The organism is Burkholderia lata (assembly GCF_000012945.1).
Taxonomy (GTDB): Bacteria; Pseudomonadota; Gammaproteobacteria; order Burkholderiales; family Burkholderiaceae; genus Burkholderia; species Burkholderia lata.
Map to the genome: position 1 here is coordinate 3,141,867 of NC_007511.1, position 13,516 is coordinate 3,155,382.

At 67.6% G+C, this 13,516-nt stretch carries 10 protein-coding genes; 3 read left to right on the forward strand and 7 right to left on the reverse strand.

The annotated features are described in order from the left end of the window. Nucleotides 1-172 precede the first annotated feature (172 nt). Together BCEP18194_RS36585 and BCEP18194_RS36590 are read left to right on the forward strand one after the other, a co-directional pair. Complete coding sequence (locus BCEP18194_RS36585; RefSeq protein ID WP_041493670.1) at nt 173-1,036, forward strand: XAC2610-related protein; 864 nt, start codon at nt 173-175, stop codon at nt 1,034-1,036. A gap of 182 nt (nt 1,037-1,218) precedes the next feature. Beyond that, on the forward strand, nt 1,219-2,604 hold the full coding sequence (locus BCEP18194_RS36590; RefSeq protein ID WP_011356367.1) for an MFS transporter: 1,386 nt from the start codon (nt 1,219-1,221) through the stop codon (nt 2,602-2,604). Nucleotides 2,605-2,674: 70 nt separating this feature from the next. On the opposite strand, the gene BCEP18194_RS36595 is transcribed toward BCEP18194_RS36590, so the two are convergent. The 4 genes from BCEP18194_RS36595 to BCEP18194_RS36610 all read right to left on the reverse strand — a co-directional run bounded on the left by BCEP18194_RS36595 (nt 2,675) and on the right by BCEP18194_RS36610 (nt 8,600). Beyond that, nucleotides 2,675-3,751, reverse strand: coding sequence for a C45 family autoproteolytic acyltransferase/hydolase (locus tag BCEP18194_RS36595; RefSeq protein ID WP_011356368.1), 1,077 nt, complete (start codon nt 3,749-3,751; stop codon nt 2,675-2,677). 107 nt (nt 3,752-3,858) lie between these two features. Further along, a complete protein-coding gene (locus BCEP18194_RS36600; RefSeq protein WP_011356369.1) occupies nt 3,859-5,439 on the reverse strand; it encodes a DUF3138 family protein in 1,581 nt (526 codons plus the stop codon). A 98-nt stretch (nt 5,440-5,537) separates the two neighbouring features. Beyond that, a complete protein-coding gene (locus tag BCEP18194_RS36605; RefSeq protein WP_011356370.1) occupies nt 5,538-6,653 on the reverse strand; it encodes a polyamine ABC transporter substrate-binding protein in 1,116 nt (371 codons plus the stop codon). Between the two features lie 216 nt (nt 6,654-6,869). Further along, on the reverse strand, nt 6,870-8,600 hold the full coding sequence (locus BCEP18194_RS36610) for an amidohydrolase (protein WP_011356371.1): 1,731 nt from the start codon (nt 8,598-8,600) through the stop codon (nt 6,870-6,872). Between the two features lie 238 nt (nt 8,601-8,838). On the opposite strand from BCEP18194_RS36610, the gene BCEP18194_RS36615 reads away from it, so the two are divergent. After that, nucleotides 8,839-9,669, forward strand: coding sequence for a helix-turn-helix transcriptional regulator (locus tag BCEP18194_RS36615; RefSeq protein WP_011356372.1), 831 nt, complete (start codon nt 8,839-8,841; stop codon nt 9,667-9,669). 15 nt (nt 9,670-9,684) lie between these two features. Here BCEP18194_RS36615 and BCEP18194_RS36620 read toward each other — a convergent pair whose 3' ends face one another. The 3 genes from BCEP18194_RS36620 to BCEP18194_RS36630 all read right to left on the reverse strand — a co-directional run bounded on the left by BCEP18194_RS36620 (nt 9,685) and on the right by BCEP18194_RS36630 (nt 13,487). Beyond that, nucleotides 9,685-10,605 (reverse strand): LysR family transcriptional regulator, encoded by a 921-nt coding sequence (locus BCEP18194_RS36620; protein WP_041493671.1) that lies wholly within the window; start codon nt 10,603-10,605, stop codon nt 9,685-9,687. Between the two features lie 129 nt (nt 10,606-10,734). Continuing rightward, nucleotides 10,735-11,925: an MFS transporter gene (locus BCEP18194_RS36625; RefSeq protein WP_011356374.1), complete on the reverse strand. Its 1,191-nt coding sequence runs from the start codon at nt 11,923-11,925 to the stop codon at nt 10,735-10,737. Between the two features lie 104 nt (nt 11,926-12,029). Further along, entirely contained in the window at nt 12,030-13,487 is a 1,458-nt protein-coding gene (locus BCEP18194_RS36630) for an NAD(P)/FAD-dependent oxidoreductase (protein ID WP_041493398.1), read from the reverse strand. Between the last annotated feature and the right edge of the window lie 29 nt (nt 13,488-13,516).

Sequence of the window (13,516 nt, forward strand, 5' to 3'; positions counted from 1 at the left end):
CGGCTCCGAACAAGGCGAGCAAAGGTACCGGTATCGCGACTACCCGGCAACGTTCAGCCACGCCCGCCCCGCTCGCGGAAAAAGCCGGATGCCGGTACATTGCCGGCAATCGGAAACCGAGCGTGGCCTGCCGCTTCCGTCCACATTCACGCCTTTCATGCCTGATCCGATCATGACGCGCCCTTCACGACTCCGTTCGCTGCTCCACCGCTCCATGCTGCTGCTCGCCGCCTGCGCATCGATCACACCCGCCGCGCACGCGGCCAAGCCGCTGCTCACGTTCAAGGTCGACGACACCGTCACGGCCCGCGTCGAGCGTGCTGACAGCGAGCACATCACCGTGCGCTTCCTCCCAAGCGGCAAGACGCAAACGCTCGACGTCACCGCCGCCGACGAGGAAGGCCACTATCACCTCTCGTCGGACGACTACAACTTCGACGGCCACCGCGATCTCGCCATGCACGCGACGCTCGGCATGGTCAACGACAGCTATGGCATCTACCTGTACGACCCCGCACGCCAGCAGTTCGAGCCGCTGCACCTGCCGGCAAGCAATATGCCGCACGGCAACTGCGACGACCTGATCAACGTGCAAGCGAAGCCGAAGGAACGCACGCTGTACAGCTCGTGCCGCGGCGGCCCGATCTGGTACACCGACGCGTATCGCTTCGACGCGAGCGGCAAGCTGTACCTGTACCAGTCCAGCGAAGCGATACCCGACGACCTGCGCGACCTGCTCGACACCGATTCCGGCCCGTCGTCGATGCTGCTGACCTTCGACGCGCAAGGCAAGCGCGTATCGCGCCGCCCCGACGCGTACGGCGGCGGCATCGTCACGTTCAAGGTGCGCCCGGCGCGCCTGCCGCTGCACGATGCGATGAACGACGCGCCCACGCGCCGCTACGTCGTCGCGGGCGACACGGTCGAGCTGATCGACGCGAGCGCCGATTTCCAGTGGCTGAAGGTGCGGTATCGCAACCCGCACGCCGGCGTGGTGCAGGGCTGGGTCAGCGCGAAGGAAGCGATGGCCAACTGACACAAGCGGCGACGTGATCGCCGCCCTTTCCCACATATTGAGCGCGACATATCCCATTAATAGGGATACCTGTCCAAATGTTGACGCGCTTCCCGCCACGGCTCTAACGTTCGCCCCAACGCCATTCGATTCGGCCGCCCCGCTCGCGGGCGACGGCCGGGCACAGAACACAGGAGACAACCGTGGCCCATTCCGCGTCACGCACTCACGCCAACCCGCCGGAACAACTGTCCGCGCACACTGGCGCCGCATCCGATTCCGCCACCCGTGCAGCAGCCGCGCAGGCGACGCCACCCAGCCGCAAGCGGCTGCTGATCCTCGCGTTGCTGTTCGTCACCGTCGTGATCAACTATCTCGACCGCAGCAACCTGTCGATCGCCGCGCCCGCGCTGTTCAAGGAACTCAACATCGATCCGGTGCGCGCGGGCCTCGTGTTCTCCGCGTTCGGCTGGACCTACGCGCTGATGCAAATCCCGGGCGGCTGGCTCGTCGACAAGGTGTCGCCACGCGTGCTGTATGCCGGCGCGCTCGCGCTGTGGTCGGCCGCGACGCTGCTGCTCGGTTTCGCTGGCTCGTTCGTCGGGCTGATCGTGCTGCGCCTCGCGGTCGGTGCGCTCGAAGCGCCTGCCTATCCCATCAACAACCGCGTGGTGACGACCTGGTTCCCGACCCGCGAACGCGCGAGCGCGATCGGCGGCTACACGTCGGGCCAGTTCGTCGGCCTCGCGTTCCTCACGCCGGTGCTCGCGTGGCTGCAGGTGCATCTCGGCTGGCACATGGTGTTCGTCGCGACCGGCCTCGCGGGCATCGCGTGGGCCGCGATCTGGTATGCGGTGTATCGCGAACCGCGCGCGTTTCGCGGCGTCAACGCGGCCGAAATCGCGCTGATCCGCGACGGCGGTGGCCTCGTCGATCTCGAGGACCGCGTCGCGGCGCGCACCGAACGTGCACCGTCGACGTGGCGCGACCTCGGCGTCGTGCTCGGCCGGCGCAAGCTGTGGGGCATCTATCTCGGCCAGTTCGCGCTGAACTCGACGCTGTGGTTCTTCCTCACGTGGTTCCCAACCTACCTCGTCAAGTACCGCGGAATGGACTTCATCAAGTCCGGCTTCCTCGCATCGTTGCCGTTCCTCGCCGCGTTCGTCGGCGTGCTGTGCTCGGGCGTGCTGTCGGACTGGCTGATGCGCCGCGGCGCATCGCAGGGCTTCGCGCGCAAGCTGCCGATCATCTCGGGGCTGCTGATCTCGACCGCCATCATCGGCGCGAACTACGTCACGTCGACCGGCTGGGTGATCGCGTTCATGACGATCGCGTTCTTCGGCAACGGCTTCGCGTCGATCACGTGGTCGCTCGTGTCGGGGCTCGCGCCCGCACGGCTGCTCGGCCTCACGGGCGGCGTGTTCAACCTGATCGGCAACCTGTCCGCGATCGCGACGCCGATCGTGATCGGGCTGCTGGTGAACGGCGCGGACTTCTCGCGCGCGATCACCTACATCGCCGCGATGGCGCTTGCGGGCAGCCTGTCGTACGGGCTGCTCGTCGGCAAGGTCGAGCGCATCGACGCATAAGCGTCACGCGGGCGGCACGCGCGCGCCGCCCTGCTTTACCGCTACCGCTAACCGCGCGGCGCACGTCGCGTCAGAACCGCTGAGCCCCGTCGCGCGCAAGAACGTGCGGATTGCCCGCCACGTAGTCGAGCGCGCACGCATCGGTGTCGATGCCGACGGTCAGCAGCGTTTCCCAGCGCTCGGTGTCGGGCATCGACAGGTCCGGATGGAAACACACGACGGCCTGGTCGCCGGCCGCCCCGCACATGGCTGCCGCACGCTCGCGCACGTCGGCGCTCGTCATTCCGTTCACGACGTCGTTCAGGTGCGCAAAGCGCTCGCGCGTGGTCGAACTGTCGGGCATGCACTCGCCGCCGCTCAGCGCGCGATCGAGGAAGTGGTTCGTATGCAGCAGCCAGCCATCCGGACGCGGCACCACCACGCCCACGCCCGACGGGCTCAGCTCGATGCTCGCCGCGCGCGGGTTCGCGTCGTGCCGCGTGAACACGGTCAGCACCGTCGAGGCGCTCACGCGTGCGGTGCGGGCGAGTTCGATCGCCTCCTGCACCGTCGTCGCGTCTTCGAGCAGGCGCCGTGCGATCGCGTGCACGGGCACGCCGGCGCTGTCGTTGTCGCTCGCGTGATGCAGGATGTTGAAGTGCAGCCCGAGCCCCGCGCTGTTCACGCCGAGCTTCGCCAGCATCCCGAATTCGGAGAACAGCTTGACGGTGCGGCCGTGCGGCGTCGCGAACTGCATCAGCAGTCCCTGCGGGGCGAGGCTGTCGTGCCAGTCCCATGTCTGCAACGTGCGCGGCGCATGCGGGCCGGCCGGCGCGTAGACGGTCGTCGAGCACTCGCCTTCGGCCGATGCGGGCGCAGTCGCGAGAATCTCGGTGCGTGCGTTCAGGCACGCGAGCTGCCAGCGCGGCAGGTCGACACCGTCGGCGATTGCCTCGACTTCGGCAGCGAGGCGCGGACACCACGCACCGAGCGCGGCCAGGCTCGCTTCGCCGATCTCCCGTGCGCGCTGCGGCGCGATGCCGAGCTTCGGGAAGAACGCGAGATACAGCGCGACCGTCTCGCGGATCTCCGGCGCGAAGCGCTCGCCGATCAGGCGGCCGCGCTCGCGCGGATCGGTGATGTCGGTCACGAAGGTATGCAGCTTCAAGGTCAAATCTCCTGGGTTGAATGCGTTCCGGGCCGGTGCGGCCCGGAACCTGATGCCTCGCGCAGCCGCCCGGCCGGCACGCGCGCCGGTCGGTACGGCAAGCGCGATCAGAACGAATAGATGAACTGCATCCCGGCCAGGTCGTTGCTGCGCGCGTACGTGCCGTTGCTCTTCAGGAACACCGGATGGTTCGCCGCGTCGTGGCGGTATTCGAGCTTCACGGTGATCTGCTGCGTCGGATAGAACAGCAGGTCGGCCGTGATCGCGTAGCGCTGCGCGCCCTTGCACTCGGTGCCGTTCGTCGACGAGCCCTGGAAGCACGTCGGATCGATGCCGAAGCCGCTCGACCCGTTCACCGACGGATTGCCGCCCGCGAGGCCGTACTGGATGTTGGTGCCGCCGCCGCCGTTCGACGTGTTGTTCAGGTAGTCGAAGCGCAGCGTCGCGCCCATGCGGCCGACCCACGACGTCGTCCACTTCGTATGGCCGAGCAGCGACATCCCGTACCAGCGCGCGGTGCCGCCGTTCCACGCGCCCTTCTGCAGCTCGCCGTAGTCGACCTGCGCGTTGACCTGCGTCTTGTCGTGCGTATAGGTCACGTCGGCTTCCACGTACTTGTAGAGGCCGGTCGGCGACGAGCCGTTGCACTGGTAGCCGTAGCCGCCCGCCTGCGCGCACGGCGAGAACAGCGACTGCCGGCCGAGCATCCCGGAGATGCCGAAGTCGAAGGCGGTCGACGTCGCGTTGTCGAAGCGCGCGGTGATCGTCGGCGTCCAGTTGGTCTTCGTCGTGTTGTTCGCCGCGTTCGCGATCGCGCCGGCCGTGCGCAGCACCTCGTTGCCGATCACGACCTGCCAGAAGCGCGTCATCGCCGCGTTGGAGCCCTTCAGCCCGACGCCGATCAGGTTGCCCGGCTCGCTGAAGTCGTACAGCAGCCCGTGCGTGAGCGTCAGCATCTGGGTCGACGGCTGCACCTCGTAGCCGGCGAGGCTCGGCATCATGCCGACCTCGAAGGTACGCGTCGTGCTGAGCGGCACGGTGACCACCGCCTGCGTGATGATGTTGTTGCCGACGCCGCCGTGCGCATTGCTGAACACGTTGCCGAAGCCGCGGTTCGGCTGGATCACGACTTCCGCCGACGGCGCCATCGGGCCGACGCCGAAAGTCTTCTTGATGTCGAGGTAGACGTCGCCGATCGTGCTGTTGAAGTAGTCGTACGCGCCCGGATCGTGGTTCAGGAACTGGAAGCCGGACGTACGCTGCGCGCGGTTGAACAGGTACACGGGATCGACATAGCCGGTGATGCTCAGGCCCGCGAGCGGGCCGGTGGTCGCGGCTTCCTGCAGCGAGTCGACCTTCAGCGACGCGTTCGCGATCTGCTCGCGCATCTGCTGCAGGTCGTCGTTCGTGAACGCCGGTGCGGAATCGGATGAAGGCGCGGCAGCCGCCGCCGTGTTGACCGAACCGATCTTCGCGCCGCCCGAGGCGGCAGTGGCGGTCGTTGCCGTGCCGGCGGGCTTCGCCGCCAGCATGCTCGCGCGCAGCTCGTTCACCTGCTGCTGCAGCGCGGTGACCTGCGCCTGCAGCGCCTTCATCCTGCTCGCGTCGGTCGCCTGCGGCGTGTGCGCGAATGCCGAGGCGGCTTCGAACGCCAGCAGGCACAGCGCCGTCATGTGTTTGATTGTCATGTTGTAGGTGGTCGTCGGGACGAGCGCGCCCCCGCCCGCCGCGATGAGCGGCGGGGCGCGCGAAAGGTGTGCGGGAGTGGGGAGAAGCGGCGGCCGGCTTACTCGGTCTTCAGCTTCGTCCAGAGACGGTTCTGCAGACGCATCAGCTCAGGCGGAACCGGCTTGCTGAGGCTCAGCTTGCGGATCACGTCGGCGGGCGGGAACACGGCCGGATCGCTCGTCACTTCGGCGCGCACCAGGTGCTTCGACGACGGCACGGCCGACGGGTACGACGTGTCGTTGGTCAGGTTCGCGCTCTCCTTCTCCGACAGCACGAAGTTGACGAACTTCAGCGCGGCGTCCGGATGCGGCGCATCCTTCGGCACCGCCATCATGTCGAACCACATCGCGCTGCCCTCCGTCGGGATCACGTACTTGATGTGATACGGCTTCTTCGCGGAAGCGGCCGCGATCCGCGCGGAGTTCACGTCGCCCGACCAGCCAAGCGCGAGGCAGATGTCGCCGCCCGCGAGATCGTTGATGTAGCTGCTCGAATTGAACTGCGTGATGTACGGCCGCACCGTCTTCAGCAGCTCGTACGCGGCCTGGTAGTCGGCCGGGTTGGTCGTGTTCGGATCCTTCTTCAGGTAGACGAACGCCATCCCGAACGCATCGACCGGCGAATCGAGCACCGAGATGCCGCAGTGCTTCAGCTTCTGCGCGTACTTCGGGTCGAACAGCAGCGCCCAGCTGTCGAGCGGCGCGTCGTTGCCGAGCGCGGCCTTCACCTTCTCGACGTTCATCCCGAGCCCGTCGGTGCCCCACGTCCACGGAATGCCGAACTGGTTGCCCGGATCGTCCTTCGCGAGCACCTTCATGATTTCCGGATCGAGCAGCCCGTAGTTCGGCACCTGGCTCTTGTCGATCTTGCGGTAGATGCCCGCCTGCAGTTGCCGCGCCCAGAAGATGTCGGACGGCACCACGACGTCATAACCCGACGTGCCCGACAGCAGCTTCGCCTGCAGCGTCTCGTTCGAATCGAACTCCTGGTAGACCACCTTGATGCCGGTCGCCTTCTCGAAGTTCGCGATCGTCGCCTTGCCGATCGAGTTGCCCCAGTTGTACACGTTGACGACGTCCGCCGCGTGCGCGACCGGCGCGCCGGCCCACAGGACGCCGCCCAGCGCGAGCGCCGCGCATGCCGTTCTCAGATGCTTGCTCCAATCCCCTGCCATGGTTTCCTCCGTCGATATCATGATCCGCTCGCGATGAACGGTGTGTGCTTCGGTCCGGAAAAATGTAGCCAGAGGAAATTGGCCGGTCTGCCCTGCCAATAGGGGGACACGCCGCACAATCGGGGCATCCGGTTCCGGACGGATGCCCCGATCGGCACGAAGCGGAAGCGATTTGAAAGCTTCCTTCGCCGCGTGGCCAGGTCAGCCTAAAACCGCTCAGGAAGCCTGCACGCCCGTGCGCACGCCGAAGTCCTCGCCCACGTGCGTGACACGGCCGTCCATCATCGTCAGCGCGACGTCGATGCGGCCGATGTCGTACTGGCCGACTTCGAACAGGTCGTGTTCCAGCACGACGAGATCCGCGCGCTTGCCGGGCGTGAGCGAGCCGACCTCATGCTCCATCCCGAGCTGGTATGCGCCGTGGATCGTGTACGCGGCGATCAGCTGCGGAATGCTCAGGCGCTCGGCGATGTCCGGGAACACCGCTGCATCGGGCTCGCCCGCGAGCTGGCGCGTATGGCCCGACTCGATGTGCTCGAGCGGCTTGTGCTGGCAGCGGCACTGGCACGCGAGGCCGTCCATGCCGATCGACACCGTCACGCCTTCGTCGAGGAACGTGCGGAACTTGTACATGTTGCTCCAGCGCTCGTGGCCGTAGTGGTCGCGCAGTTGCTCGGTGTACGCGTCGACCACGCCCCACTGCAGCTGCGTGTTCGCCATCACGCCCGCGCGGCGGAAGCGCGGGATGTCGTCCGGATGCGTGAGGAACGCATGCGTGATCACGTGGCGCCGGTCGCGCGGCGGGTTCGTGCGGTTGACCGCATCGAAGCCGTCGAGCGCCATCCGCACGGCCGCGTCGCCGACGCAATGGACCATCACGTTCGCGTTCACGCGATCGGCTTCGACCAGGTAGTGGTTGAACGTGTCGGCCGGCATCGTCGGCGCGCCGCAGGTGTCGGGGCGGTCCGCGTACGGTTCGAGCAGGTACGCGGTGTGGTTCGCTTCCGTCCCGTCGAGGAACAGCTTCAGCGCACGCGCCTTCACGAGCGGCGAATCGTACTGCTCGCGATACTTGACGAGCGTGCCGACCGGATCGTCGATCTCGCCGATCACCGCGACGCTGCCCACGACCCGCAGCTTCAGGTCGCCCGCGCGCTCCATCGTCTGCAGCGTCTCGTACAGCAGCGACTGGTCGCCGCTCGGGTCGAAGAAGCCCGCATCGAACACGGTCGTCACACCGGCCGCGCACAGCTTCTTCTGCCACGGCGGAATCGACTTCAGGTAAAGGTCGATGCCGGTCGGCAGCAGGCCGGCCGCGCTGATCCGCTGCATCAGCAACGAATACGCGGCACCGTCGACGATCAGGCCGGTCGGCTCGCCCGTCACGGCATCCTTCTCGAACCAGCTCGCGCCTTCCTGCACGGGCGGCGTCGACGCGTCGATCCCGGCGATCTCCAGTGCCTTCGAGTTCACCCACATCGAATGGAAATCGGTCGACAGCAGGCATACGGGGCGATCCGCGCAGATCGCGTCGAGCGTCTCCTTGCGCAGCAGCGCCGGCGGAATCGTCGCCTGCACCCAGCCCATCCCGGTGATCGCAGGCTCGTCCGGATGCGACTCGACATACGCACGCAGCGCGCCGAGCACCTTCTGCGGATCCTCGTAGTTCACGAACGCCTGGAACGCGAACGCGGTCGTCTCGAAGTGCCAGTGCGACTCGACGAAGCCCGGCAGCACGAGCCGGCCGGCCGCGTCGACGACCTTCGTGTCCGCCCCGACGTACGCCTGCACGGCCGCCGTGTCGCCGACGTGGACGATCCGGCCGTCGCGCACGGCAACCGCCTGTGCCCACGGCTTGTGCGGATCGACGGTGTAGACCTTCGCGTTGGTCAGAACGAAATCCGCCGGTGTCGAATCCTTGGCGGCGGGCGTCGGTTTCATCTGCATGGCCTGTCCTTTCTGTTGATCAGGTTTTCGAAGTGCTTTCACTATAGGCAGACGATTCGTGGCGGTATGCCCCCCCGCTGCGGGGGCTCGGGCGAATTCCGGCCGTTGCACGCGCGGTCTTGTCGTCGTTTTGGGGACAACGCATGAAATTGGTGGGGTCGATCCGGTGAATTCCCGGCTGACGCGTGTGCGGCGTTCGCGTAACGTCGCGCTGTCCCCTGACCGCCCACGCCCGACCATGCGACTTCTCCAGCCCGACCCGGCCGCCCGCGGCCACTACCTGATCGGCGTGCGCCCCGACACGCTCGGCGCGACGTTGCGCGCGGTCGGCACGACCGATTTCGTCGGCGCGGTCACGGAGTTCGTCAACGACAGCATCGACGCCGACGCCGTGCACCTCGAACGCTGGCGCGCGGATACGGGCAGTACGTCGGGCTTCGTCGTCGAGTGGCTCGGCAGCGGCAGCCTGCGCTTCGCGGCCGATACGCTGCGCGTGATGGATGTCTACTACCAGAACTACTGCCAGGTCGATCCGCTGGTCGCGCCGCTGCGCGGCAAGGCCGGCACGCTGCTGGTACAGCGCCACGTGGAAGGGATCGCGCAAGGCGAGTTCCGCCGCCGGATCTTCGACGAGCCGGGCATCGCGCAGGAATGCATGCTCGTGCACGGCAACGCGCACCTGCAATACGCACTCGGGCTGGCGCGCACCGTCGGGCGGCCCGCGTTCACGATGGACGAGCTGTTCCACTTCCGGCAGATGGTCGACCTGCTGTTCCCGATGTTCGAGCTGCATGCGCGTAGCTGCGCGGCACGGCGCGTGGCGTCGGGGACGGTGAATACCGCGTCGCAGGCGAGCTTCGACGCGCGCCTCGAACGGCAGGACGTGCAGCTGTCGCGCCGCGAGCACGAAATCTGCCGGCTGATGCTGTGCGGGCGTTCGGTGCCCGAGGCCGCGCAGCAGCTCGACGTGAAGCTGTCGACGGCCGAGTCGTACGTGAAGCGCGCGTTCGCGAAGCTCGGCGTGCGCACGCGCCGCGAGCTGTTCGACTGGGTGCTGGTCGACTGCTGAGCGCGCGCCGTGCGCTTATGCGGCCAGCGCGGCCGCCTTGATGTTGAAGGCGCGCAGCAGATCCTCGCAGAACGCATCGACGATCGGCTTGTCGCTCGCGCTGCGCTTCATCGCGAGATGCAACGGTACGTCGAAGCTGAACGTCGAACGGCCGACGGCCTTCACGAGCCCGCGCTGCTCGAACGGCTCCGCGTAGTGCGCGGGCAGGTAGCCGAGATGGCCGCCCGACAGGATCAGGATCGTCGCGGCCTCGATGCTGTCCGCGCTCGCGGTCACGCGCCGCTCGGGCAGCGGATACTGCTCCTCCGGCACCGGATAGGTGCGCCAGACCCAGTCGTGAAGCTGCAGGTCGTCCGCCGTCACGGGCCGCGACGCATGGAACAGAGGATGCCCGCGCCCGCAGTAGATCACCTGCTGCTCGGTGAACAGCGGTGTGTAGAGCAGCCCCGGCACGCGATGCCAGAAATAGCCGATCGCGAGATCGAGCTGGTTGTTGACGAGGCTTTCCTCCAGCTCCTGCGGCGACGCGACCTTCATCGCGAACGTGACGGCCTGGTCGCGCTTGCGGAATGCGCCGATCGCATCGGCCACGCGCGCGTTCTCGACGAGCGGCGCCTGGCCGATCAGGCCGATCGACAGCGTGCCGACCAGCTTGCGGTCGATGTCGCGCACCCGCGCGACAAATTCGGAGGTTGCCGCGACGAGCGTGCGCGCGGTGGCCGCGAAGCGTTCGCCCTTCGACGTCAGGCGAAAGCCGCCGCGCCCGCGATCGCACAGCTTGAAGCCGACGCGCGCTTCGAGCGCCGACAGCTGCGTGCTGATCGTCGACTGCCGCACGCCGAGCGACGCCTCGGCGGCCGTGATGCCGCGTGCGTCGACGACGGCCAGAAAGACCCGGATGAGCCGGAGATCGAGATCGGAGGTATTCGAGAACATGCTTCCAGCCGCTGCGCGTGTGCGCGTTGCCCGGCCGGCACGACGCGCATCGCGCGCCACGCCGGCCGCCTTCGCCGATGAACCGAACCGGACGCGCGCCGCCATCGGCAGCAGCGCGCGTCGCAACCGTCATTCAGGTGCTACCGCAAGCGCGCGTTCCATGCCGAACACCGCCGGCCGCAGCCGCCGGTAGCAGAGGAACGCCACCGCGCACAGCACGATCGCCGCGATCAGCGCCGACTGCGTGCCCGCGCTCTCGATCAATGAACCGCCCGCGACCGAGCCGACGCCATAGCCGAGCGCGACGCAGCCCGGCGACAGCGCGGCCGACTTGCCGACCAGGTCGTACTGCGGAATCGTCGCGTAGATCAGCAGCGCGCCGCCGGTCCAGCAGCCGATGAACACGATCGCGCCGAGCGTGAACGTCGCGGCCGAGGCCGGCAGCGCGAGCAGCACGGCCGCGACCGCGCAGCCGCCGAGGTTCACGAGCGCCCAGCGGCGCAGGCCCGCGCCCGCGCCGAGCTTCGGCATCGCCGCGCAGATCACGAGGCTCGCGATGTTCGCGGCGCCGAGCACCAGCGACACCGACTTGCCGCTCAGGCCCGCCGCGGTGCCGATCTTCTCGAGGAAGGTCCACACGACGCCGACGCCGCCGTACAGCGCGAGCTGCGCGCACAGCACGAGCATCGCGCCCTTGCGGTCGATGCGGCCGGCCACGCCGTCCGGTGCCGGCGCGGCCAGCGTCTCGCCGCGGCGAAACAGCGGCGTCGCGAGCACGAACACGCCGAGCACGCACGCGACGAACCCGAACACGCCGTGCGCGCCCCATGCGTCGCTCAGCATCGGGAAGATGTAGGCGAGCAGCACCATGCTCCACGTCACCTGCCCCATCAGCATGATCCCGAGATTGCGTTCCGGCGCGCGCGAATACGACAGGTAGCGCAGCGCGATGCCGTTCAGCCCGCCCGAGCCGACGCCCGCGATGAACTGCAACGCCGAATACGCGACGAGCCCGTGCGTCGCGAGCGTGCCGAGGTTCGCGCCGGCCGCGAGCGTCACCGCGCCCGCGAGCACCCACCGGACCGGCTGGCGGCCGAGCACGAACGCGACGAGCAGCGTGCCCGTCGATTCGCCGAGCACCTCGATGAAGCTCGACAGCCCGAGCGCGGCCTCGCCGAAGCCCCAATGACGCTCGACCTGCCCGACGATCGCGGGCAGGCCGAGGAAGACCGTCGGCCCGAGCATGCCGAGCAGCAGCATCACGACGACGAACAGCGCGCTTTCCTGTCGCGCTTCATCCTGCAGGTTGACTACATTCATCTGGTGTCTCTCTCCGTGTCCGCGGGGCGGACCGTGTCCTCTGGGGATCGTTTTTTGGTATCGGCATGACGGGGCGGCCCGGCGCGGGGCCACCCCGTCGTCGCTTACATCGGGAAGCCCATCGCCTTGATGCCGCTGATCCACGCGCGCTTCCAGCCGCCTTCCGCATCCGCGCCGTCGAACGCATGGAACGTGATCTTCGCGGCCATCCAGCGCATCGGTTCCGGCGGGATGTAGCTCGGGCTCTGGTTCGCGATGTCGAGCTTGCGCTCGGGGCTGTCGCGATCGAACAGGATGTTCAGCCCCATGAACGCGCCGAACCGGCTCGCCGCGACGCCGAAGCCCGTATAGCCGGCGACGAACACGGCCTTGTCGCCGAGATAGCGCTTCGCGAACACCGAGCCGCGCGAGCAGTAGTCGATCGGGCCGCCCCACGCGTGCGAGAAGCGCACGTCGCTCAGTTGCGGGAACGTGCGGTAGAACGCTTCCGCGAGCCGGTAATACGTTTCGCGCTGGCCGTCCTGGTGCGGCTCCGGATCGCCGTCGAAGTGATAGCTCACCAGCCCGCCGAAGATGATGTTGTTGTTCTTCGTCAGACGGAAATAGTTGAGCTGCGTGCGCGTGTCGTACACGCCCTGGCGATTTTTCCAGCCGATCCGCGCGAGCTGCTCGTCGGTGAGCGGCTCGGTCGCGAGCACGTGGTCGCGCACCTGCATCACGCGGCGGTTGATGTCGGGAATCCCGACTTTCGCGGTGCCGCTGCCGAACACGACACGCGGCGCGCGCACGCTGCCCTTCGGCGTCGTCACGAAGACGGTGCTGCCTTCGTCGGTCACGGTCACGAGCGGCGTGTGCTCGTACAGCTTCACGCCGAGCTTCAGCGCCGCGCGCTTCAGCCCCCACGCGAGCTTCGCCGGGTGCACGATGCCGCTGCGGTTACGCGACCACAGCGCGCCCGCGAACAGCGGCGAATTCAGTTGTTCGAGCGTCTCCTCGCGGTTCAGCAGCACGACGTTGTGGCCGTACTCGCGATGCAGGTCGTAGTCGCCCTTCAGGTGCGCGATGTGCTCGGGATCAACCGCGACCGTCATCTCGCCGTTCCACTCGATATCGGCATCGATGTCGTAGCGCTTCAGCGTGTCCTCGAAACCGTCGAGGTTGTGATGGCCGAATTCCTCGAGCTGCGCGATGTCGTTCGGGAACACGCGCACCGCGTTCGGCAGCCCGTGCATCACCGACGTCGAGATGATCCCGCCCGCGCGGCCCGATGCGCCGTGCGCCACCTTGCCGGCCTCGATCAGCACCACGTTCAGGTGCGGCATCTGTTCCTTCGCCTGCACGGCCGACCACAGCCCCGTGAAGCCGCCGCCGACGATCAGCAGGTCGGCCGTCACGTCGCCGACGAGTTCCGGCTCGGTGGCCGGCGCCGCCGGGTTGTCGAGCCAGTACGGGAACAGCTTCGTATTCGCGAGCGCCGCCTCGACGCCCAGTGCGACCGGCGCGCCACGCATTGCGTGCGCCTGCTCCGGTGCAGTCTCTCTTGCTTTGACTTCCATTTCCATGATCCCAGCCATCACACGCGAAAAACGAA